General features: G+C 52.7%; 19 protein-coding genes and 1 pseudogene. 5 read left to right on the forward strand and 15 right to left on the reverse strand.

Annotation, left to right across the window (positions count from 1 at the left end):
* Positions 1 to 26: 26 nt before the first annotated feature.
* The 5 genes and pseudogenes from MKY64_RS11880 to MKY64_RS11900 form a co-directional block, all read right to left on the reverse strand.
* Positions 27 to 1127 (reverse strand): efflux RND transporter periplasmic adaptor subunit, encoded by a 1101-nt coding sequence (locus MKY64_RS11880; RefSeq protein ID WP_036728712.1) that lies wholly within the window; start codon positions 1125 to 1127, stop codon positions 27 to 29.
* 27 nt (positions 1128 to 1154) lie between these two features.
* The gene (locus tag MKY64_RS11885; protein WP_339256473.1) at positions 1155 to 2540 is read right to left on the reverse strand and encodes an ABC transporter permease; all 1386 of its coding nucleotides are present in this window, start codon (positions 2538 to 2540) and stop codon (positions 1155 to 1157) included.
* Positions 2541 to 2803: 263 nt separating this feature from the next.
* Positions 2804 to 3469, reverse strand: a pseudogene (locus MKY64_RS11890) (ABC transporter ATP-binding protein); the annotation flags it as partial.
* Positions 3470 to 3523: 54 nt separating this feature from the next.
* Complete coding sequence (locus MKY64_RS11895; protein ID WP_340953206.1) at positions 3524 to 6133, reverse strand: hypothetical protein; 2610 nt, start codon at positions 6131 to 6133, stop codon at positions 3524 to 3526.
* A gap of 184 nt (positions 6134 to 6317) precedes the next feature.
* Positions 6318 to 7151: a helix-turn-helix transcriptional regulator gene (locus MKY64_RS11900; RefSeq protein ID WP_036728714.1), complete on the reverse strand. Its 834-nt coding sequence runs from the start codon at positions 7149 to 7151 to the stop codon at positions 6318 to 6320.
* 144 nt (positions 7152 to 7295) lie between these two features.
* Here MKY64_RS11900 and MKY64_RS11905 point away from each other — a divergent pair, with 144 nt between their 5' ends.
* From MKY64_RS11905 to MKY64_RS11915, 3 genes are all read left to right on the forward strand, one after another.
* Positions 7296 to 9359, forward strand: coding sequence for a beta-galactosidase (locus MKY64_RS11905; RefSeq protein WP_340953208.1), 2064 nt, complete (start codon positions 7296 to 7298; stop codon positions 9357 to 9359).
* A gap of 574 nt (positions 9360 to 9933) precedes the next feature.
* Positions 9934 to 10698: an AzlC family ABC transporter permease gene (locus MKY64_RS11910; RefSeq protein ID WP_083684804.1), complete on the forward strand. Its 765-nt coding sequence runs from the start codon at positions 9934 to 9936 to the stop codon at positions 10696 to 10698.
* A complete protein-coding gene (locus tag MKY64_RS11915) occupies positions 10689 to 11015 on the forward strand; it encodes an AzlD domain-containing protein (protein WP_339256466.1) in 327 nt (108 codons plus the stop codon). The genes MKY64_RS11910 and MKY64_RS11915 overlap by 10 nt, the downstream gene beginning before the upstream one ends.
* 46 nt (positions 11016 to 11061) lie before the next feature.
* On the opposite strand, the gene MKY64_RS11920 is transcribed toward MKY64_RS11915, so the two are convergent.
* The 9 genes from MKY64_RS11920 to MKY64_RS11960 form a co-directional block, all read right to left on the reverse strand.
* Positions 11062 to 12027, reverse strand: coding sequence for an alpha/beta hydrolase (locus tag MKY64_RS11920; RefSeq protein WP_340953210.1), 966 nt, complete (start codon positions 12025 to 12027; stop codon positions 11062 to 11064).
* A gap of 102 nt (positions 12028 to 12129) precedes the next feature.
* Positions 12130 to 12537, reverse strand: a complete 408-nt coding sequence (locus MKY64_RS11925; protein WP_340953211.1) for a MerR family transcriptional regulator — start codon at positions 12535 to 12537, stop codon at positions 12130 to 12132.
* 43 nt (positions 12538 to 12580) lie between these two features.
* Positions 12581 to 13912: a hypothetical protein gene (locus MKY64_RS11930; RefSeq protein WP_340953212.1), complete on the reverse strand. Its 1332-nt coding sequence runs from the start codon at positions 13910 to 13912 to the stop codon at positions 12581 to 12583.
* Positions 13909 to 14997 carry a DUF58 domain-containing protein gene (locus MKY64_RS11935; RefSeq protein WP_036728723.1) on the reverse strand — a complete coding sequence of 363 codons (1089 nt, stop codon included), beginning with the start codon at positions 14995 to 14997 and terminating at the stop codon, positions 13909 to 13911. The genes MKY64_RS11930 and MKY64_RS11935 overlap by 4 nt, the downstream gene beginning before the upstream one ends.
* A gap of 3 nt (positions 14998 to 15000) precedes the next feature.
* The gene (locus MKY64_RS11940) at positions 15001 to 15978 is read right to left on the reverse strand and encodes an AAA family ATPase (RefSeq protein ID WP_340953215.1); all 978 of its coding nucleotides are present in this window, start codon (positions 15976 to 15978) and stop codon (positions 15001 to 15003) included.
* A gap of 101 nt (positions 15979 to 16079) precedes the next feature.
* Positions 16080 to 17168 (reverse strand): GerAB/ArcD/ProY family transporter, encoded by a 1089-nt coding sequence (locus MKY64_RS11945; protein ID WP_340953217.1) that lies wholly within the window; start codon positions 17166 to 17168, stop codon positions 16080 to 16082.
* Positions 17169 to 17181: 13 nt separating this feature from the next.
* On the reverse strand, positions 17182 to 18342 hold the full coding sequence (locus MKY64_RS11950) for a Ger(x)C family spore germination protein (RefSeq protein WP_340953219.1): 1161 nt from the start codon (positions 18340 to 18342) through the stop codon (positions 17182 to 17184).
* Positions 18339 to 19772 (reverse strand): spore germination protein, encoded by a 1434-nt coding sequence (locus MKY64_RS11955; protein WP_445671723.1) that lies wholly within the window; start codon positions 19770 to 19772, stop codon positions 18339 to 18341. The genes MKY64_RS11950 and MKY64_RS11955 overlap by 4 nt, the downstream gene beginning before the upstream one ends.
* A 138-nt stretch (positions 19773 to 19910) precedes the next feature.
* Positions 19911 to 20771, reverse strand: coding sequence for a DUF421 domain-containing protein (locus tag MKY64_RS11960; protein WP_340953221.1), 861 nt, complete (start codon positions 20769 to 20771; stop codon positions 19911 to 19913).
* A gap of 219 nt (positions 20772 to 20990) precedes the next feature.
* Here MKY64_RS11960 and MKY64_RS11965 point away from each other — a divergent pair, with 219 nt between their 5' ends.
* Positions 20991 to 21197 carry a DUF1657 domain-containing protein gene (locus tag MKY64_RS11965; RefSeq protein WP_036728736.1) on the forward strand — a complete coding sequence of 69 codons (207 nt, stop codon included), beginning with the start codon at positions 20991 to 20993 and terminating at the stop codon, positions 21195 to 21197.
* A 90-nt stretch (positions 21198 to 21287) separates the two neighbouring features.
* Here the strand turns inward: MKY64_RS11965 and MKY64_RS11970 are convergent, their stop codons facing one another.
* Positions 21288 to 21839 carry a class I SAM-dependent methyltransferase gene (locus MKY64_RS11970; protein ID WP_340953223.1) on the reverse strand — a complete coding sequence of 184 codons (552 nt, stop codon included), beginning with the start codon at positions 21837 to 21839 and terminating at the stop codon, positions 21288 to 21290.
* A 197-nt stretch (positions 21840 to 22036) separates the two neighbouring features.
* Here MKY64_RS11970 and MKY64_RS11975 point away from each other — a divergent pair, with 197 nt between their 5' ends.
* Positions 22037 to 23980, forward strand: coding sequence for an AraC family transcriptional regulator (locus tag MKY64_RS11975; RefSeq protein WP_340953224.1), 1944 nt, complete (start codon positions 22037 to 22039; stop codon positions 23978 to 23980).
* Positions 23981 to 24018 lie beyond the last annotated feature (38 nt).

A 24018-nucleotide genomic window follows, 5' to 3' on the forward strand; every position in this document is an offset into this window, starting at 1 on the left:
GGTTTGGGCCCATCAACTGCTATCAACTACTGCAGAACTACCGTGTCTCCTGCCTTCAGTCCCGACAGCACCTCTGTTTTATCGGTCGTTTCCATTCCAGTCTTGATCTCTTTGCGTTCGTATTGGCCGTTTCCTTTGTCCACCATAACGAAGGCCAGATCCCCTTCACGGATGACGGCGATATTGGATACAACTACCGCCTTCTCTTTGCGTGAGGTCTCGACGTCTCCGCTAAGGCTGAGGCCGCCCATCAAATGCTCGTCCGGCTGCATGGAGATGACCACCTCGAATTGCGGAAGCTGGCCGGCTGTGTTCTGTCCGGTGGTCGTCGTGGCGAACTTGGCCACATCGGTTACCTCCCCGTCCAGGACCAGATCTTTTACGGCCGTCATCTTCACCTTCACCTTCATGCCCTTTTTGATGCGGAAGATATCCTGCTCCCCGACCTGTGCTATGAACTCTACCTTGTTGGTGTCCACAATCTTGCCGATGTACTGATTGTCGGTGACAGTCTGCGGCCGTTCTGTGCTGCTGTCGAAAAGGAAGATGCCGTTCTCCGGTGCATGGAATACCGCAGTGTTCAGCTTCGCCTTCTTCTCCGTAAGCTCTTTGGCTTGAATCTCGGCGTTCACCTGGTTCAGCTCATCGCTCAGACGGGCGGTTTCCTGGGCAGCCAAGGCCTTCAGCCGTTCTGCTTCCGTACCGGCCGGGGCCGGAGAATCATCCTCCTGCTGCGCGACAAAAGCATTCAGTTCCCCCTCCAGCTTCGCCTTGCGGGCGGCTGCCTCCGCCGTGGCAATCTCATTACGGAGTGTGCTCTGATCCAGGGTGAAGAGCACCTGGCCCTTCTTCACCTGTGCCCCGTTCTCCACCTTCCAGGCAGTCACCTTGGAAGCAAAGGGGGCATACACCAGTGTCTCCTTCTGGTATTGCGATCTGCCTTTGATCTGCACAGAGCTGGTTAACGTCTCTTCCGTTACCGGGAAGCTGATTACCTGCATCGGTTCAGGCGGGAGTTCTGCGGTATCATCAGCCTTGAAGAATTTGGTATATCCGAAATAACCGGCAGTTCCGATGATACCTAAGATTATGATCCATTTCAGGCTCTTCTTTAGAGTCCTCTTCATTGTTTCGGCTTCCTTTCTAGCTTAGGGTTAGTCTCGTTTAATAGCAGTTAATGCATCGGTTCTGGAGGCGCTGATCGCCGGATAGATCCCCGACAGCACGCCGGTCATAATGGCAAAAGATATCCCGATCGGCAGATTCGTCGTCGGAATGAAGAAATTCATCCCGTCCCCTGCACTGCCTACCAGCTTGTTGAGCGCCATCACAATGAGATAGGAGAATGCAACACCCAGCATGCCCCCGAGCAGCCCCAGAAGCGCAGCTTCGGTAATGAACATGTTACGGATCTGTCCCATGTTGGCCCCGAGGACCTTCATAATCCCAATCTGGCGCCGCCGCTGATGGGTGGACATGGTCATGGCCACTATGATGGAGATGGAAGCGATGATCAGGATGAATACCCCGATGCCGAGAGCCGCCATTTTGATCATATCAAATTGCTCCTTCAGCATCTCCTGCTGGAACAGATTGTCTTGAGCACTCAGTGACAGCTTCTGAATCATCTGCTCCACCGGCTTGATGTTCGCCACATCGTCCACCTTGACCGTAATCGAGTTATAGCTGCCCTCCGGCGGAAGCGTAAGCACACTGGTGGTGGAATTATCGAACGCAAGCTCCTTGGAGAGCTGCTGTGCGGTCTCGGGAGACACATACATAATCTTCTCATAGGATGACCGCAGTTCATCCATACCCTTGGGAAGCGCCAGAATTCCGGAGATCTGCAGGGGCGAGCTAAGCTTGAACACCGGGGATGTAGAGCTATAGTCCTGCGCCTGAATCTGAACCTGCTTGCGGTACAATTCAGTAGGCACAGTGGCCATTTTGTCATATTGCTGGTACAGCTCCTGGTTGAACGGATCCGCACTCATCTGATCGAACAGCTTCTGCCGGGTCTCCAGGTCAATCAGGCCCAGTGTAGCCCCGTGATTGAGCACAATGGATCCGAGCTGACCATTCGCCCCTCCCTGCTTGAACTTGTGGTCGTACGCCGTCAGCTTCTGTAAATCGGCGACAACGACCTGAACATCGGAGATCTTGTTGTCTATGGTTACCATCTGCAGATATCCTGCTTGATGAAAAGGCGAAGCCGCCTTCACATGATTCAGCCCCTGGATGATCTTCAGCTTCTGATCGGTCAGCTTGCCGGGGTCGAGGTTCTCATTTACCTCACCCGATCCGCCGCCTCCGCTCTTCCCGTTCGTTGGAAGTCCTCCGCCCGGTGAGACCATAATCTCATCCATTTTGAAGTTGGCATTAACTTGTTCCGTTACATAGACCTGTGCAGATTGGCCTACACTCAAAGCCACGATAATTGCTGCGCAGCCGATGGATATCCCGGTCATACATAGACCTGTAACCACCTTGCGCCGTTTGACCTGTTCCCAGGCCATCCGTGAAATGTCTCTGATCTTCACGGCTTCCCTCCCTCTGCAGGATCAGCTTCCTCAGCGGTCTGGTGTTCAGGTTCCTCAGCCGGCAGATCTTCATCCGCTCCTGCTGTCTGCGGTACTGGCTCTACAGCTTCCTGTTCAGCTCCTGCAGCTAATTGTTCTTCAACCTCTACCATGGTCTGCGGTTCAGCTTCCTCAGCGATTTGCTCTTCAACCTGTACTTCTGTCTGCGTATCAAGCTGCGGTTCTATTTGCGGTTCTGTATCTGCTTGCGGTTGTGTCTGCGATTCAGTGACCAGGAAGCCGTCCTTCAGGGTGAAAATCCGCTGCATTTGTTCAGCCACCTTGTATTCATGAGTAACGACGATAAAAGTCGTCTTCATCGTCCGGTTCAGGTTCAGCAGAATGCCGATAATTTCTTCCTCAGTCTTGGAATCCAGATTCCCCGTCGGTTCATCGGCGAAGATGACCGACGGCTCTGTGATCAGCGACCGGGCGATACTGACCCGCTGCTGCTGTCCTCCGGAGAGCTGCGAGGGGAAGAGATCCGCCTTGTCGGGAATTCCCACCTGCTCCAGCAGCGCCAGCGCCTTGGCCTTGCGTGCCCTGGGAGAGACTGACTGGAAGACCAGCGGCAGCTCCACGTTCTCGCGGACCGTCAGGCTGGTAATTAGCTCATAGGCCTGAAAAATAAATCCGATATTCTTGCGGCGGAACTCGGCCAGCTTATTCTCGCCCATTTTCACAATGTCCTGATCAGCAATGTAGATATGACCTTCCGTGGGCTTCATCAAGCCGGCCATGAGGTTGAGAAGCGTGGACTTCCCGGAACCTGAACTGCCCAGCAGGGCAACCATTTCTCCTTTTTTGACGGCGAAATTGATTTTATGAAGAACGGAGGTCCATTCATTACCGCTTTTGTACGAATGCGTAATATCTTCAACACGCAACATGGAAGCTGCTCCTTTTTTAAAAATACAAGAATGTTTTAGTTAAGCGAATGACGATTATTCCTGTGTCTTGTTCGGAACCACGTTGGTGACTCCAAAGGCCTGGCTGCCCAGCATCAGACGTTCACCCTGGAATTCATCATAGAAGGCTAACTTATAAGCGCCGCCGTCCATCGTCTTGTACACGGGTCTGCTGAGGGAGAAGGAATACTGGTTGTTCGTCCCTTCAATCAGGTCTGTGCCCAGTGTAAGAACCTTCTCGGTCGCGATGCCGAACGGATCGGTAATCTGCAGAATCAGCTTATGCTCCAGCACGCCTGCATCGTAGAGGTTATCCTTCCTCAGGCTGTAATTCATAGTAATATCCAGGGTATCCGATGACTTCATCCGCTTGCCTTCAGAGGTCAGAACAGAAATCGTATAAGGATATAATGCCGTTGATTCCAGCGTATTCTTCGGTACGTTAGCCTGCGGATTCAGCTGAAGTGCTGCCACATTGACGAATCCGGTCGCTTCCTCCTTGGCCTCGATCAGCTTACCCTCTTTGATACCGGAACCGAGGTAGAGTGAGACATCCGCGAGGTCCGTAGCCTTAGGCACCTTGGCCCACAGGACCACGAGCTGCTTGGCACCCGGAGACGCGCTGTTCTCCGACTGGCTGGTGCCCGCTTCGAAATACTGGCCGTCCTTGGTCTTATAGTAAGCCTGGAGACGGGCCATTTTGCTCTGTCTTTTCTCCTCACTGCTCAGATAGAGCTCTGTGTACACTAGATTGTGGCTCTCCCCTTGATAGATCGTTGTCCGGTTCTCCTGTACACTGGCCGTTTTGCCTTTGCCGCTAATGGTGTAGCTCTTGCCCTTCTCGATGGTCGGAATACTGTTAATCGAGTTGTTGACGCTGACATCCAGGAACGGAACGGTCTCTGAATTCTGTGTGCCGTTCAGGGCAATCCGCATATTCTGAAACTCTGAGGTATAGGCAATTTTGCCGAGTACATACAGATCCGCCGACTTCCCTGGCGCAAGGACAGAAGCATCCTTATTGTCCATATACAGCTCTGTAGTCACGGGCAGATTCTCTTTATCCAGCTTAATGGTTCCCTTCAGCTCAGGCAGCGTAAGAGACACGTTCTGGGTATTGGTGATTCTCAGTCTGGCAGCTACGATATCATCATCTCTCCAAGGATAACGCTGCAGAGACTCTATACTGTACGAGAAGGATCCGTATGAATTCGTGGTCATATACTCCTGGCCGGTCGTTACCTCCGTACGCAGGGCATAAGGAATGACGAAATAGGCTACCGGGAAAACCATTTTGGCAGTCGGTGTTGCAGGAGGCGAAGTGGACGGCGTTCCGGTATTCCCGGTATTTCCGGTTGTCTCGCCGGTTCCGCTCGGTTCAGGCATACTTGAGCTCTCTGCGCCTACTGATTCGATCATCATAAGCTGCAATCCGGATTGATCGACTTCAAGCGGTACGCGAACCGTAAGCGGTACAATTTTGGTCTCTAGCGGCTTGAGGGTGACTCCGCTTACGCCTTTGGAGTTCACCGGAAAAACCTTGCCCTTCACCGATTTGACTGCCAGGTCGTAGCTTGGCAGGGTTACCGCCTTGTTGCCGGTATTCTTAAGCTGCATCTGGAACGTCCATACCGCATCTGCATCCTGTGCGTACACATTGGCATTGCGGAGCAGCGTGTCTACCGTGTTGTTATTGACTACAATCTTTTTGACTACCCCGCTGCCCACTACCAGATTAGGCGAGCTTGCTGCGGGCAGCTTATAAGAAGATTTAGCCAGCTCCAGCTTCGTGGTCTCGTCCCTCTGCGTGAATTGCAGCTTCATATTATCTGTTTTGAGATAGGCCGGGATTTCCGTAATATAATAAATGCTCCGTTTCTCCTGCGGTTGAATCTTGTAATCCGCCTGTGTGCCGCTCAGCGCCAGCTCGAAGGAGGTGCCGCTCGCAGATACCAGATAAGCCGAATAGCCCGGATCACTGAGGACTTTATTGCCCTTGTTGGTCAGACTGACCCCTACTTTGGCATAGACCTTGCCGCTGTATTTATAGAGCTGGAGGGAGTCTGCACTGGCCGCGACGGGAATGTCGTTCATGACTGTACTTAGGCTTGTTCCAACTGCAGCCGTAGTTGAATAATTAGCGGGCACTCCAAAAGATCCCGTCTGCTTCAGATACCCCTTCGTCTTGGCATCCCAGACCAGCATCGAGATTTTGATCCCCTGCAAAGAGGAGGTTTGTCCCACATTTACATAGTAAGTCACGCTAAGGCTTTCTTTGGCGCCGACTTTCTTCTTCAGGGCATCTGCACCTAAGGGATTACCTGGAAGTACTGATCCTCCCGGAGTGACAACGCGTGAGAAATAATGCATTAGGCTTGCGCTTGAATTGCCGGAATTCGTATATTTAAGTGTGTATGACAAGATGTTTCCGCTGGACTGGCTCCATATGTTGATATTCTCCAGTACTGCGGTCACTCCGGCACCCATGGGAACGGAATTGAACTTGAATGCCGCCGGAGCGGATACTGCGGGGGCCTTCGCCGCCGGGGCTGCATGTGCAGCAGGCGCAGTGATGCTGCCAGCCACCTGGCCGGCAACGAGTGAACTCACCAGCAATGCAGCATATGTAACTCTATACTTTCTCATTTATTTCCCTCCAGATGTATTTACTAGCAATAGTATAGTTGCTTGGCGCGTGGAATTTGTATCCACTTTGTAACCCTTTGTTTCCATTTGTAACTTTTTGTCACCTAACCAAGGCTATCGCGGCGTGAATTCTGCCTTAAATGTAACAAACTTTCTTAACACTTGGTCCTAAAAAGGGTTGATTCTATGAGTTGAAGGAACGTCTGTATTGGTTCGGTGGCATCCCTTCGAGCTGTCTGAACACCTTGATGAAATAACTGGATTGTTGAAAGCCGCTTTGCAGTGCAATTTGCGCAACGGACAACTTGGTGGAGGCCAGCAGCAGCTTGGCCCGGGCCATCCGGCAATCGCTCAAATACCGGTTCGGCGTCTTGCCCATAATGCTGCGGAACAGGCGGAGAAAATGGTAGCTGCTATAACCGGCAAGTCTGGCCATAGACTCCAGCGTCCAGGGCCGCTCACACTCACTATAGATCCTGTCAGCGGTAAGCCGGATGGAATGCCGGATCTCCAGCGGAACGGAGCCGTGGAGCGGCTCGGTGTTCTGCATCAGCGTAACCAGAATCTCATAGAGCAGTGTGGAGAGGCGCGGTTCACTCCGGGTCTCATAGCCTGCACTGAGCCGGTACATTTCCTCGAAGAGCGCTTCATAACCGGTGCCGGGATCGAAGGTGAAGAAGTAGCCGCGTGACTGATCCGCCTCCTCCAGCATAGGCAGAGGCATCGCCGTGGCGAAGTGCATCCAGCGCACATCCCAGGCGGCTCCGGGATCAGAACCGTACTGCTGATAAGCCCCTCTGGGAAAAAGAAATCCGCTGCCCCGCCTCATGGATATCCGCTCCCCTCCCTGAAATACATACCCTTCTCCCCCGAAAACCATGTGGAGATTATAGCTGTTCAGGAACCCCTCGCTTCTGCGCTCTGCATGCTCCGGGAAGTCGCTGTAATGCCCCAGCATCTCCGGATAACATACATAGTGGGCATAAGCAGGCTGCGGCAGAACCCAGTGTTTTCTCATGTAAATCTCCTCCTGCCCTGCGCTGAATCAAGCACGCAATATAATGATATAATAGCAATATTCTGTTATATAAGTGGATACACTGCTGATAATACAATAGATTGGTAGCTTAATGAAAGCACATTTTTACACTTGGAGGTTAAGATGAAGAAACCTGTTGCAGCAGAACGATTTGAACTGGGCGTCTGCTATTATCCTGAGCACTGGCCTGAATCCATGTGGGCTGACGATTACCGGCGTATGGTTGAAACCGGATTCACCATTGTACGTCTGGCTGAGTTCGCCTGGTCCATTTTTGAACCGGAAGAAGGCGTGTTTCAATACGATCTGTTTGACCGTGCGGTCGACATGGCACACAGCTACGGGCTGAAGGTCATTCTGGGAACGCCTACGGCCACTCCGCCTGCCTGGCTTACCGAGAAGTACCCTGAGGCCTTGAATGTTACTTATGAAGGTGTGACGCTACAGCACGGCATGCGCCGCCATTACAATTACAGCAGTCCCAAATACCGTGAGCTCTGTGCCCGAATTGTAACGAAGCTTGCTGAACATTACGGCAATCATCCGGGTGTTGTCGGCTGGCAGATTGACAACGAGCTGAACTGTGAGATCAATGTATTCTACTCGGAGAGTGATCATCAGGCCTTCCGCCTCTGGCTGCAGGAGAAGTATGTCAGCTTGGACAAGCTTAATCAGGCTTGGGGCACGGTGTTCTGGAATCAGACCTATACGAGCTGGTCACAGGTCTGCCTCACCCGGCCTACTCCTTCACCGAATCAGCCGAATCCGCACCAGGCTCTGGATGAGAAGCGCTTCATCTCCGATAACACCATCCATTTCGCCAAAATCCAGGCAGATATCCTCCGGGAATTGGCTCCTAATCAGTGGGTTACAACCAACGGGCTGTTCGGACATCTGGACAGCCATGAGCTGAATGACGAGCTGCTGGATTTCTTCAGCTATGACTCGTATCCGCAGTTCTCCACCATCGGCTTCGATCCGGCAGAGGTGAACCCGATGCTTGACCGCGGCTGGGGACTGTCCCTGTCGGCCGTACGTTCGGTCAGCAGCAACTTCTGTGTCATGGAGCAGCAATCCGGTCCGGGGGGCTGGGTCAACCGGCTGGACATGCCTTCACCGAAGCCGGGACAGATGCGGCTGTGGACCTACCAGTCCGTCGCCCACGGCGCTGACATGCTGCTCTATTTCCGCTGGCGGACTGCCACCATGGGCAATGAGATCTATTGGCACGGCTTGAACGACTACCATAACCAGCCTAACCGGCGGGTAAGAGAAGCGGAACAGATCGGCCGCGAGCTGGCAAGCATCGGGCAGCAGTTCATCGGCAGCCGGACTCAGGCGAGCGTTGCTATCGTGCGTGATTATGACAATGAGTGGGACGGGGAATATGATGTCTGGCACGGCCCGTTCATGTGGCAGAGCAACAAGGAATGGTTCAAGGCTCTGCAGCGGAAGCATATTCCGAATGACGTTCTGTACCTGCGCAGCCATACCACCCTTGCAGAGCTTGCCCGTTATGAAGTGCTGGTCTACCCGCATCCGGCGATTATGACCGATGATACGGCGGCTCTGCTCGACCAGTATGTACAGCAAGGCGGGAAGCTGGTCTTCGGCTGCCGCACAGGCTACAAGGATATTACCGGACAATGCTACATGCGGCCTTTTCCCGGAGCGGCGCAGGAGATGTGCGGGGTAACCGTGGAAGAATTCACGCTGGTCAAAGGAACGCGCAAGCCTACCTCCATCCGCTGGAACCATGATCCTGAGGCGCTGACCGGTGCAGATGCCTTCAATGATATCCTGCATGTCGAAGAGGACAGTGTGGAGGTCATGGCAACCTATGCGACCGACTACTATGCCGGCAAACCGGCGGTAACCCGCAACACCAGGGGCAAAGGCGAAGTATGGTATTACGGCGCCGTGTTCAATGAGCCTGCTGTGCTGCAGGTGCTTGGCAGTCTGGGGCTGGTCTCGCCAGCCGCCGATTGGGCGGAGCTGCCACCAGAGGTTGAGTTGCAGATTCGTGCTACGGGGGAAGACGCCTCTACAGGTATCGCTTTCCTGCTCAACTACAGCGAAGAACCGGCACAGATTGTGCTTAAGACAGCCAAGACGGATCTCTTAAGCGGCCAGACCCTGTCAGGGAGCTATACGATGGAAGGGTTCGGCGTACTCATCTTGAAATAACCATGAACTCCAAAAGGGTTCCGCTGCCGCAGATCGCTCTGTGGACGGCGGAACCCTTTTTACAGTTACAGCTAATATTCCCTTGCAATTCGCTATGAATTATTAGATATTAATACAATGTATTTATTATCGGCGATAGTAGAGTATCCGATGTAACTCTGTGAATAGGGTCGAATCCCGGAGGTTCCGTAAAACGAAAATACACCGGCCAGAAGAGTGTGTTCCTAACGGACCTGAGATACCCTATCCCCAGTCAAACGCCACTTTTTGCGGTTTAACGGACTGAGGAGCCCTTATCGTCTCTCTACGAGAGGTTTAGGAGTAGAAAATCCAGGAATAAGCTCCATGAGGTCCGTTACTTGCCCAAGTGGTGACTTTATACTAGAATAAGCGCACCTCAGTCCGTTACGTCAGGCCAACTGTCCCTAATGGACAACTCTCGTCTTCATCTGGGAATGACACCTGTAGGTGTGGCTCCACTCTTGTACTCATTCAGGTATGATAGCGCCCCATCTACTAGTTTAAATCGGACACTATACTAGTCATTATTCCATGAAACAGAAGGAGCATGCCCATGAAGCCAGAATCCATTCATCAGGAGCCGCTATCCGGCGGCAGCCTGGTTACAGATAGCCCAAGTGTGCCGGAGAGCAGTGATACGTTCTGGCAAGGGGTCAAGGACTGCCTCCCCACTCTGCTCGGTTATCTCAGCATCGGGTTCGCCGCAGGCGTTGTGGAGAAAACAGCGGGGCTGACCCTTGCCGAAATCGCCATGATCTCCATCATCCTGTACGCCGGTTCGGCCCAGTTTATTGCCGCTGGCATGATTGCCGCCGGGAGCAGCGCCTCCGGTATTGTCATTACGATTCTGCTGGTTAACCTGCGGCATCTACTGTTAAGCGCAGCATTGTCGCCATACTTCCGGCATCTGACTCCGCTGCGCAACCTGCTGATCGGCTCACTTCTTACAGATGAGACCTTCGGCGTAGCCATTCAGAAGAGCGCCGCAAGGAAGCAGATCAGCGAGAGATGGATGCACGGCCTGAATATTACCGCTTATCTGAACTGGTTCCTGGCCAATATCGCCGGCGCTATTCTCGGTCAATGGATATCCAGCCCCGAGAAGTGGGGACTGGATTTCGCCCTGCCGGCTATGTTCATCGGGCTGCTGGTCCTGACCATTATGGGACGGCGCAAGTATAGACTGGATATCACTGTCGGCTTAGCGGCTGTTGTTGTTGCCGTGCTCGTCTCTGTGCTGTGGTCACCCAGCATGGGCGTTATAGCTGCGGCGCTGGTAGCCTCAACGATTGGAGTGGTGATGGAACAATGGAAATAAGACTGGAAATTGCCATAATCATTCTCGGAGCCGCGCTCGTCACCTTCATTCCGCGTGTCCTTCCGCTGATGCTGCTAAGCCGGATCACGATCCCGGAATGGGGCATGCGCTGGCTTAGCTATGTGCCGATTGCTGTCATGGCTGCGTTGGTTGCCCAAGAGCTGCTCGTAACCGGCGGCAGGTTCGCAGTCCTGTCCACCAATGTGGAGCTAATCGCTGCCCTCCCCACCTTCTGGGTAGCCGTCAAGACCCGCAGCCTGCTGGCCACCGTATTGACCGGTATTGTGACGCTGATGCTGCTGCGGCTGCTGTTCTGACCCTGTTCACTGGATGCACTGTATGATCACTTTCTGACTACGGGTGCTAATCTTGCCTGCCCTCCAGCTGCAATACTCTCTTAATGAAGCTGCCTATGTTCCCGATGGCCTGCTGCGCTTCAGGAAGCATGGCAGCCATCAGCTGAAAGGCGCACCACATGTTCTTCCAGATTTGAAGTTCTACAGTGATGCCCGCCGCCTTTGCCTGTTCAGCCAAGCGCACTGCATCACTCAGCAGCACCTCATGATCTCCCGCCTGTATGAGCAGGGGCGGCAAGCCCCGGAGATCCATTCTTAATGGTGATAATATTGCAGGCCATGCACCGCCATAGTCCCCCATATATTCCTCAATCATTCTCTGATTCGCTTCCCGGCTTCCTGTCGGGTCCGTTCCCGCACGGCTGTCATAAGACTCCCCGTCCAAATGAATAAGGTCGGCATGGGGAGATAGCAGGCATGCACCGGCAGGGAGCTTATCCCCCTGGTCCCGCAGCGTAATTAATGTCATCAGCGCAAGCGTGGCTCCAACGGACTCTCCGCAGACTATAATATTCCCGGCAAGAACGCCCCGTTCCAGTAGCCAGTGGTACGCTGCAAGGCAATCCTCATTGGCTGCAGGGAAGCAGAACTCCGGTGCAAGCCGGTACTCCACAGTTAAAATGGCAATTCCCCCCGCTGCTTCAGATAGACGGGCTGCCAGATCCCTATAGATCTCGCAGCTGCCAGACACAAACCCTCCGCCGTGATAATAAAGAATTACCTTGTTCTCCGCGGGTTGCGATTGTCCTTCACCTTGTAGACTTTTCTCCTCCGCTCTGACCCACTCTCCGCTGAAGGTCTCCACCTCAACCGGTTCAACCTTCACGCCTTCAAGAAAGGGTAATTGCCTGGAAGCTTCGAGAGCCGCCGCACGGATCTCCTGAACCGGGCTTCTGGAGTAACTATTATTGCTTTTCAGATAAGCTGTAATGGCCTGCAACTGTTCAATTGGGGTACTGCTCGGATACAACATACGTGTAATTCCTCCTGTTATCCTGGGATGCCCATACTATAAACCCTGTAGCAATGTACAGAGTCAAGCGGCAATCCCGGCAGAATTACAGGTGGCAACAGATTAATCATTCATGTTCAACATATTAAGCGTATCCTGCACGCCCGGGTGCCTGTCCTGAACCAGAAGGCCGGACTTCAGTGCTTCAAGCTGTCTGCGTGTCTCGTTCCGCCGGGCAATCTCCAGATCGACAGCGGCGATCTTCCGCTCAATGACTTGGGCGAAATCACTGATGCCAATGCTGCGGTCTGCCGATTTATCAAGTGCTTTCTTAATCTCCTTAAGCGTGAACCCGCAGCTCTTGGCATTACGGATAAAAGCGATCCGGAGGAGCGTCTCCTCCGGATACAGCCGATACCCGCCTACTGAACGCTGCGGCAGCGGAATCAGCCCGTTTTTCTCATAGAATCTGAGCGTCTCCATATTAATCTGAGCCTCTTTAGCCAGCTCACCTCGCAGATAAGGGGTCATGCCTGCCGCTCCTTTCCAGTGTTCGCTGAACGTGATGATTCAGCTACAGCTTCAGCTGCTCCTTAAGCGCCGCCGCCTCAGCGGCAGTAAGTTCAGGCAGCTCCTCCTCGGTATAGCGGGCCCTGTGGTATAGGCCCAGCAGACGGTCATTGACAGAGGCATCTCCGCCAGAGTGCTTGCTCGAACGCTTCTGGCCTTGCGACCAGGCGGCTACATCAGCTGCTGTCTCCTGCGGGGTCAGGTAGGGCTTCACCTCATACCCTTCCGCATGTCTGGCCCGCAGCCAGTGCCGGTACAGCCAGCGGATGCGCTCACGGCTTCCGTCCATCCCCTCCCAGCGGTCCCGGCGGCTGGCAGGTGTCAGCTTGGAACGCACGTATTGGCGGAAGTCCTGAACGGTCTGCTCCCAGTTGAACAGGCTGGTCTCCTCATCCTGATACCCGGCAGCCGCAGGAGTCTCTCTGCGCAGCAGGGACAGCAGCCTGTCCATCGCTCTGCGCAGGATGCCTCCTGTATTCCTGTACAACCAACGAAGGATAAAATACAGTACCGCAAGAATGGCTGCCACTCCTAGAATATAGAAGCCTATATTTAGAATCATCGACAGCAAGCCCGGTTCACCCGGCTCCGCAGCCGGCATGGCAGGGATGGCCTCAGGCGGTGCTTCTGCCGGCGGTGCCTCCTCGGAACCGGAGGATAACCGGCTGAGCCAGGCGAAGAATGCCCGCACCATATTCCACAGCAGCATCCCAACCGCCCTACCGCCCCCCGCTGCAAGCAATGCTGCCAGGATAATGAAGCCGACCACGAACAGCCGGTTATGCCGCCGCAGTCCTTGAGGCAGATTTCCTGCACCTCCGTTCAAGGAGCTATAACGCAGGTGGGTGCTGTTCGTAGCCAGCAGTGCCAGGATCAGGCACAAGCTGCCGCTCCAGGTGAGCACCGGTGCACTCGGCTGGAGACCGGGGATGCGCGAGAAGGCAATCGAAGCGACAAAATACAGCATGATCCCGCTGATATACAACCACAGCCGGTTCACCCGTGTGGCCGCTGTCATGCCAAGGAAGGCAGACACAGCCGCTCCGGCTGCCAGCGGAAGACCTATAAGTGTCAGCGTACCGGTTAACGCCGCAGATATAGCTCCGAGAATTAGCGCCGCGAGCAGCTGCTTCCAGCGGCGGTTGCATATCTCCCGCAGCAGCACACCGGCTGCGGCCAGTACCGGCAGCAGATAGATCCAGCGCAGCGCCCCGGCCTCCGGCTGGAAATAAGTCTGGAGCACCAGCCATACCGGGAGCAGCAGCAGCCATTCGATGAAGGCTGCCATCCATATGGCGTAATTTTCTTTGAAGGCATCCGGGATTCGGGAAGTCATAGCTCACCGCCCCCTTCAGAAGGAATATCCAGCCACTCTACACCGTTTCCGAGGAAGCTTAAGCCTGAGGCTGCCAGCTGAAGCTCTGCCCCCCGGTGACAGGTAATGATCAGATAATCCTTATCTGCCTCCCCCTTGTCCGCTTCAATCTCCATCAGCCTGCTCATCGGCACGGTCCGGTCCAGATTCAGTCTGGCCAGCAGGCCAAGGAACTCCTCGGTATGAACAATGGACCAGGTGTCCACCGAATCTCTCGCCCCGCTCCCCTCCAGTCTTCCATTGCTGAGCAGCCGGACCTCAATACCGTGGCTGATCGCATACTCGGCTACAGTCGCCGCATAGCGGATTCCCAGCTCTATACGCTGCACATCGGTAACCGTTCTCCACATGGACTCACTCGTCTCCACGTTCAGGCAGATGACCAGCCGGGAATCGGCGGTGTAATCCTTTTGATGCACCTGCATACTTCCCGTACGGGCTGTCGCTTTCCAGTTAATGCTCGCCAGAGAATCCCCGGCGCTGTATTCTCTTGTACCGGCGGTCAGGAACGGATCTTCGACAATCCAGCGCTTGACCGGCAGCTCTCCAAGCCAGCTGTGAACCGGCAACGGAAGGTCATGGAAACGCAGCAATCCGGGGTAGACCAGCAGCTCCAGATGAAGCGGGAAGGTCTTGGCGCTGCGGCTCAGTCCGAACAGATCGCCGGTAGTCATGGTTGCCGTCTCCAGGACGAACAGCCCCCGCTCCCTGCAAGTGATATTATGCCGCCGTTTGATATGGCGGAAAGACCTCAGGAAGAACAGGCTGACATGATTCTGGGAAATCTCTCCGCTGCTGATGCCCAGATTCTCCTGGTTACCGAATTCAAGCCCCTTAGCTATGCTGGATTCCAGCCGCAGCCACGGCAGCGGCAGCAGCTTCTTGTTCATGATCTCCTCAACCATCTCTACCTGTTCACCGGCGTACACCGCTTTGGCAGAAAAGTAACGGGTATAGCTGACCTTCTTCAGCGCATGCCGGTCATAGACCAGCGAGATCAGGACCAGCAAGATGAACGTGCTTGCAATGAACCACGGCAGCGACATGGATCACTCCACCCTTCCGCCTCTGGACAGGACAGCAGGTTCAGCCGGCACCTCAATTTCACGCAACACCTGAAGCACTACCTCTGCCGACTGGCCTTCACGGACTCCGGGACCGCGCTGAAGAATCAGCCGGTGCGCCAGCACAGGGACCGCAACCTCTTTGATATCATCCGGGATACAGTAGCTTCTGCCCTGGATCAGTGCGTATCCCTGCGAAGCGCGCAGCAAGGCGAAAGCTGCCCTGGGGCTTGCTCCCAGCCGGACCGCCGGGGAGGTACGGGTAGCCTCAACCACGCGCATCATATAAGCGAGCAGCTCGTCACTGACAGTAACCTCCGCAGCCAGACGTTGAACGTCCTGAATCTGCCGGGCCGTGGCCACCGCAGCGGTATCTTCCAGCGGGTTATTCTGGCGGAACCGCTGGAGGATATGTACCCCTTCATCAAATGTAGGATATCCGCTGGTAATCCGCATGAGGAACCGGTCCAGCTGCGCTTCCGGCAGCGGAAAGGTCCCCTGGCTGTCCACCGGATTCTGGGTAGCAATGACCAGGAACGGCCGCTCCAGCTCATGCGTCACGCCGTCAATTGTAATCTGCCGCTCCTCCATACACTCCAGCAGGCTGGACTGGGTGCGCGGCGTGGCCCGGTTGATCTCATCCGCAAGCAGAATGCTGGCAAATACCGGACCGGGACGGAATTGAAATTCGCCGCTCTTCTGGTTATAGTAATTGATGCCGCTTAAGTCAGACGGCAGCAGGTCGGGCGTGAACTGAATCCGCTTGAACGTGCAGTCCAGGGAGCGGGCCAATGTTTTGGCGAGCAGGGTCTTTCCGGTACCCGGCACATCCTCCAGCAGCACATGACCATTGGCCAGCAAAGCGGTCAGCAGCAGGTTCACACCGCTCTCTTTGCCCACGATAACTTGTGCCAGATTGCTTCGGATCGATTCAATTAGAGCGGTTGCTTCTTGAAGATTCATGAATAATAACACCATCCTATTCCATAAAAAGGTATGTACATATAAACTAATCATACCAGAAAGCGCCTACATTATATAATAGCGGAAATTGCAGCCCTGGCTTATGCCTGCGGCTGCCGCTTCTTCCGGAGCATTAACGCAAAGAAATAGTACATCGGAATAAACTCTACAATCAGCCACACAAGAGCCATATTGAAGGAGTAATAGTCATGATCATACCGGGCCAGATTTCTGGAATAGAGATAGGCAATCGTTACAGAGCAAACTGTCAGGCCGGGAATCAGCAGCTTCTTCGCTCTCTGCCCGGTAAGATATGCAGCACATTTACTCGCTACATAGATCAGAAATGAACTGTGAATGAACATAGAGGCGGACCAGATTCCGATCAGCAGGGGATCGGAATTGCCCAGAAGCTCGTTGTTGGACGAGCTGCGGACGAGCTGCAAATAGGGGAACGCCAGCTCTTTGCCCAGATAGGCTCCGAAATTCAGCAGGGTCATCACCCAGCCCAGCAGAATCGTCAGCATGACGCACATACCCCCAAGAGCCAGCTTTTTCATGGTGCTCTTGCTGATTTTCAGCTCCGGGGCAACAAACAGGAACACCACCCATTCTCCCAGCCAGGACATGACGGTTAACGAGTCCTTGAAGGCGATGAACGGATCATGGTAATGGAGAAACGCCGGGAGAATCGCGTAATTGGCATGCTGGATGAACAGATAGATGCTCAGCAGCGTCGAACCTACGAAAATAATCGATATGCCGTCAGACATATACACTATAGAGGTGACTCCGAGATGAGCCGTGTACATAATGACCAGTCCTATAAGGAGCTGAATCAGCAGCGGCGGTGTTCCGCGCAGATAGTTAGATCCGAAGAACAGAACAAAATTCTCGATATCATACGAAGCATAGTAAACACACCAGCATAGCAGCAGAAGGACTATAACCCGGTGCATCCACTTCCCCGTAATCTCTGCTCCGAAATCCACCCAGCCCGTCCCGGGCTTCAGCTTCCCGAGCTGAACGGTGAAGAACAGCGGAATCAGCGCCAGGGCACAGCCGGCCACAATCCCGATCCACCCCTGATAGCCGGAGGATTCAATGAGGCCGGGAACTAGAAACATGGTACTCTGGGAGCCCAGATATACGATTGAGAACCTGGTGATTTGCCATTTCGATGTCTGCATAATGTTCTTCCCCTTATTTTTCTGAACCGAAATCCTCGATAATGAATTTCGCGGTCACCTTAATCCGGGCTTCCGAGGTATAGTAGTCTTTCCAGCGCTCACGCAGCTTTCTCCACGCTGCCGGATCATTCCATTCCACCAGCATACCCAACTGCAGCACATCCACACCCTCCTGCCGAATACGGTCAAGCGCAGCCGTGATTTCTCCGGCCACCTTCTGTTCAAGCTTGCTCAGCAGCAAGGGGCTGAGCTTGTTCGCATCGCGGTGCTCGGAATCCTTGAAGTAGGTGATGCTGGCGTGTCCTTTTATTTTCACATGAAACAACGGACCTTCGGGGGTCATGCTTACGGAGGAAGCTGCGGTGTTCCTGAGGAAGATTGCATTTGCAGCTCCTGCGCCGTCATCATCCCAGTCTATCGAATATACCGGGAACGCGATGTGTCCAGCGAGATTCCCAGCAGCCCAGGCCAAGGCTCTGCCCTCACTGACATTCATCAGACCTCTCATCTTCATCTCCTGGAACAGCATTACACCGCCGATCCCAACCCAGTATTCCTCCTTCTTCTCAGCGTTGCCGCTCTTTAGTCCAAAGGATAAATAATCCATGGCATACCCCATATGAGAAGCCTCCGAGAGCATGCAGTCTCTGATCGTAGTGCTGAACAGGAGGTTTTCCTTGGAGATGCTGCTGAGGACCTGATCCGGCAGCTGTTCGAAGATCGGAGACAATTTGGGAATATCGCTGGCTCTGCCGGGGGCAGCCATGATATAGGTTCCTAAAGGGACCTCCGGCTGTCTTTTGAACCATTCAAGCATTTCCCCAATACCTTGACTGGCATACTCCTTACCCACGACAACTATCTTGATATGGGAGATCTCCAGCCTGCGGGACAGGTCCTTCTGAATCAGGATCACTGCTTCCGGTATAGTGGCGGCTGTCTTGGTGATCATCGAATACGCCCTTCCGTCTGCCGCACCGCTCCCGCCTTGGGTTCCTGACATCAGCCGGTTCGGCAGCGGTGAGCTGATCGACACTTCAACGGTACCCCGCTCCTCCCCCTTGTCAATGAACATCCCATAGATAAAGGTCAATTCGTCGAGCTCTACTTTGGACCAGCAGCCGGTCAGATTCAAGAGCAGCAGCAGTGCCATGCCCAGCCTGATGACTCTCATGGCTTCTGTCTCCTTCTATTCTTCCTGTTGGTAAAAGAGCTGCTCCGCTTATTCATATACTGGGTGGGCACACGAAACAGGGTATCCCTCCAGTCTTCAAACACAAGCGGGGCCAGCGGCTGCAGATAAGGTGAACCAAAGGACCGGAGATGCGCCAAATGGCCATAGATGACAAACACAGCAATAAAGACGCCGATCAGTCCCAAGGTTCCGCCCAGAATGAGCAGCACAAAGCGCAGCAGCCTGAAAGTCAGTCCAAGCTCCAGATGCGGAATGATGTACGAAGCGATCCCGGTAATGGACACTACAATGACCATCGGTGCCGAGACAATTCCCGCCTGGACCGCCGCCTGTCCGATAACGATACCTCCGATAATGGAGACAGTCTGACCCACTGGCTTCGGAATACGGGTCCCGGCTTCACGCAGGGCTTCGAACGTAAGCTCCATAATCAGCGCCTCCGTCAGGGCAGTGAACGGGATATTCTCGCGGGCCGCAGCTATCGTTATCAGCAGATCAGAGGGAATGATCTGTGAGTGAAAGGTTGTAATGGCGACATATAATGACGGCAGTATCATCGAGATCAGCGAGAAAAAAAGGCGGACCAGCCGGATCCAGCTGCCGGCATAGAAGCTCTGGTAATAATCCTCTGAGGACTGCAGCAGCGCAAAAAAAGTTACCGGCGCCAGCAAAGCGGACGGTGTGCCGTCCTGCAGAATGCCGACTCTGCCTTCCATGAGCGAGGCGGCGACAGAGTCAGGGCGTTCCGTATATTGATAGATCGGAAAAGGGGAGAATTGCTCCCGGGACATATGCTCCGCCAGATAGCTGATGCCCAGAATTCCGTCCACATCGAGACTGCCCAGCTTCTGTTCCATTTCCGCCAGAATTTTCGGCTTGCAGAGCCCTTCGAGATAGACCAGATATACATCGGTCTTAGTGTATTTGCCGATAGCGAAATGCTTGGTCTTCAGATCCGCATGCTTGATCTTGTGGCGCAGCAGCGAGAGATTCGTCTGAATATCCTCGATAAAAGCTTCCTGCGGCCCGATCACCACCAGCTCGTTCTGTGATTCGGACACCGCCCTTTTCTGATAGTGGGCAATCTCAAAATAATACACATACGGCAAACCTGCGATGCTGAGTACAGGATTCCCGCTGACGATCAGCTCCACCACCCGGCCGGGATGATAGGCCTTGATATAAGGAATCGCGAATGCAGATCCGTGATCCAGACGCTCCATGAAATCCGCCCAGTGCGGCTCCGCATTGGCTTCTGCCTTCAGGGGCGTGGCGACAAATTCCTGCAGGCTTAGGGTATCCACGATGGAAGGAATATAGATCAGCATACAGGAATGCCCGTAGACATTAATAGACTGGTAGACCGCATCGCTGCAATCTGTCAGCTGCTCCTTGATTAACTCCAGCATATCCTGATCAGGCAATCTGGCAGCCTCCTTCCGGTAGTGGGGATTCTGCCTTAGTATTCCAGCTCGTTCCTGGATTTATGCCCGGACATGCTAAAGAAGCCGGATCACCGGCTCCTGCTTGTGAAACTGCTCATGCTGTCAGTTCTGGATAAAAGGCTTCAGCTTCTGCAGCAGCTCCTGCAATTGCTCTGAACAATTTCCGTACATTTGCTTCGCCGCTTTGTTCTTGGTGGACAGACCGAACAGCTCCAGATCGGCTTCACATTTCTTCAGCAGCGCATACAGCTGAGGCTTATCCTGCGGCTGCGGCACCTTGACTTTGTCAGCATAGAGATCCACGGTAAGCTCACCATAAGAGTCTACCTGCCCGAGGAAAACATCCTTCACGGTCAGATTCAGCTTTTCCAGCTCGGTCTGCAGCCACTTCCGGGACAGATTCAGCGTATCCAGAGGCTCGTCCAGAATCTCACCATCCATAATCACAGCGAGCGTCTCCTTCTCCGGTGCAACCTTGATTCCCAGATCCTTGGGGGTGAAGGGCTGATTCTCCTTGGTTAACAGCACGTTAATCGCACCATCTGATTCCATAATCGCAAATTCCACATCGGCTACCTTGAAGACATCCTTTTTGCGCAATTCCTCCAGCAGCTCGTCGACGCTCAGACGCTCTTTTTTCATATTATTCTCGAGAATCTTGCCGTCCTTAATCAGCACCGTCGATTTGAAGTCAATGAAATCTCTGGCCTTTTTGCTCTTGATTTGCAGATATTCAATTCCCAGTGAACAGGCAACCCAGACGCCTAAGGCAATCAGGCCCAGATGCCAGGTCTTATCCGTGTCCAGCGAGATATAAGCAGCCAAGCTCCCCACCGTAATTCCCGTAATATATTCAAAAAAAGACAGCTGCGAAACCTGCCGTTTGCCGAGTATCTTGGTTAGAAAAAACATTACGACCACAGCAAACAGAGTCCGCACGATGACCTCCAGCCATTCCGGCATTCGAATAACCCCCTGTATTGTGATATTTCATGCTCTGTGTGCTCAGGCATTCTGCTTCAGTATTTGTTAAACCAGGGGTGAAATAACCAAAAAATTTCATGCCAGCTGATTATGCTCTCGTGAGGCTGGAGTGATTTTCCAGAATATGAGCTGCAGGAGTGCAGATACTAAAAACCGTGGATTATGATCCATTTCTATGATATGGAGGAGGGTATACCGATGACTGTCGCCTCACAAGTCAAGACGTGCGTAGCTTCGCTAAAAAGCGCCCAGGCCAGCCTGGAGCAATTCGCCATGGAGACTCAAAACGAGGAAGCCAAGACCCTGTTCACCAATGCCGCCGAGCAGACTCAGCAGATTGTTCAGCAGGTAGAAGGACGCGTAACTGAGCTGGAAAAGGAAGAACCGCAATACCGGGGCTTCTAGCCCGGGCTGGCCGATTGGAGTACAGGCTGATCTCGATGCAGCGCATTGTGCTGGGGAGATCAGCCTTTTTGCTGGCGGCGGATGTTATTTTCACACCTTAACTGCATCCACAATCAGGGAGACAAAGCCAAGCCTCTCCGCTGTATTGCGGTGGTCGAAGCGCCTGGAACGGTAGATAAACCCTCCGCCCTCATCCCAGTAGTTATAATGAAACTTCCCGGATTCATCGCAATACTCCAGCAGTTTGACCTCGAAGCCGCCAGCCGTGAACATGCCTCGCAGGGTATTGTAATTATGTACGATGCGGTGAGACGCCGCGGGATGATCCAGGGGACCCGGTCCTCCGACCTGTACAATCTTCTGATAAGCTTCATCCGGAAAATACCCATCCGGCACAGCACAGCGGATATACCCGCCAGATGCCAGATAAGGATAGCAGATTTTTGCCGCCTGTATCCCCTCCTCATACGTCAGATGCTCCCAGACATGCTCCGCAAGGATTGCTTGTATGGAGTTTTTCTTGAACCTGACAGCCCACTGTTCTTCTTGCAAAAGATTAAGCTCCCTCTCCTCCGTATGCAGCCACCCCTGGTTATGCAGACTTCCGCCGCTCCCAATCACAACTCTTAACCGCTCATCCATCGAGATCACCCCTTGTTAGTCACATCCACTATCTGCTATTTATTCTAATCTTCATTGCAAGAATCTGGAATACAGCGATGTTAGAAAGATATGGAGTTATGTGACTTTTAATATAACAAGTATTATTCAGACTGTCATTGATAATAGTTATCATTTAAAATGAGGAGTAGACAGATAACGGAGGGGAATATCGCATCATGCACATCAGCAATCAATTATTACTTTGGGATCAGGCTGCAATTACACTGGTGGATATCCGGCAGAAGGAGTTAGCCCAAGGCGAAGTTCTTCCTCCATTTATAATACCTGCCAATATATTTTTGCTATCGGTACAAGGAAGCGCACAAGTTCAGTCAGACCAGGCTGAATTTGCTTGGACAGGATTTCAACTTTTACATAGCGGCAAAGGGGCCATCCTAAGCATCGTTCCCATAAAAGATAAATTTATTTACTATATCATTTACTACAAAGCCTTGCTCCATGAAGCGAATCCTCTTCAAGAGCAGTATTGCTTTAGCCCTGAGGCTCCGCTTTTACTCTATAACAAAATTCAGCAGATGCATCAGAAATGGGATCAGCCGGAAGAGCGTCTTCATGTAAAAGCACTTTTTTACCAATTCGTTCATCTGACGTTAAAGGAATTGCGCCTGCAAGAGCATGAGACCGAGGTCAGAACAACTTCTGTTGCAGTGCAGGTAATCACTTATATCCGGGAGAATTATGCGGAACCCGTTACCTTAGACTCACTTGCGGAAGTGTTCAATTTCAGCGCTTATCACTTGTCATCCTTATTTAAAGAGCATACAGGCGTCAGTCCGATTGATTACTTAATCCGCTACCGGCTTGACCTTGCATCAGAGCTTCTAATGACAACTAATGCTTCAGTCGGGGAGATTGCGGCGAGTGTCGGGTATAAAGACGTGTATTATTTCAGCAGGATTTATAAAAAGCGTAAGGGTGTAGCCCCTGCTTATCATAGAAATAGCGAGCTGCTGCAGCACAAAGTTGTTGAAAGTCCATTAAACTTCCCCACATCCTCTATTTCTGATAATGTTACTGATCTGTATATTAATAATGATAATCATTATCATAATACGGACAAAGGGGAAATACATATGTTTACATCAAAACCAACCAGATCTGTAGCCATGGCTGCAATCCTGCTGTGCGGCTCCCTGCTGCTCAGCGCTTGCTCCAACGGCACGAACACAGCGGCGAAGAATTCAAGCAACGCAAACAATAAAGTTAATCAGGCAACTCCGATTGCCTCAGAAGAAAGTCCGAAGACGCGGATCGTATCCACGCCAAGAGGAGACATTGAAGTACCCGCAGAGCCGGTAAAAGTCGCGGCAGACCAATATATGGGTCATTTATTGAAGCTGGGCATTGTCCCTATCGGGGCAAGAACATTCATGCTCGACGAAGGCTGGATGGACAAGGCGGAGATTCCACAAGAAACACTCGATACGATCGAAGATTTAGGGGAATTCCCGATGAATCTGGAGAAATTGACCATGCTGGAGCCAGACCTCATTATCGGTTCCATCGAAGATTACGTTGACCAATATGAGAAGATCGGCACCACTGTTTTTCTGCCATACTGGGAAGAGTTGTCAACAGCCGGGCCACTTGATAAATTCAGACGAGTAGCCTCGATATTCGGAAAAGAACAGCAGGCTGAGAATTGGATTGAGGAATACGAACAGAAGGTTGTTGAAGCAAGGTCAAAGGTATCTAACGTCATCAAGGAAGGGGAGACGGTATCCATCGTTCAGTTTGCCGAAAAAACAGTATATGTGTTAGCAGCAACGGGCGGAAATTATGGTTCCTCCACTATCTACGAAATGCTGCAGCTGCCTCCAACAGAAAGTGCCTTACATATGAAAGAGGGGTTCGAATCAATCTCGCTTGAGGTGCTTCCTGAATACTTAGGTGATTATATTTTTGTCTATAATGGCGATGCTGAGATTACGAACCAAGCAATGGAAAGTGATATATGGAAAAGTGTACCTGCTGTGAAGAAGGGCAAAGTATTTTTATACGGGGATAATTATCATGATGAATTCGTCATGGAGGACCCCTATTCTTTGGAGCAGCAGCTGGATACGGTTGTGAACTTGTTACTGGGGACGGATAAATAACCAGAATTGAGAAGACGGCGGTAAAAGAAAAGGCATGG

Source organism: Paenibacillus sp. FSL R7-0210, from assembly GCF_038009085.1.
GTDB lineage: Bacteria > Bacillota > Bacilli > Paenibacillales > Paenibacillaceae > Paenibacillus_AQ > Paenibacillus_AQ silagei.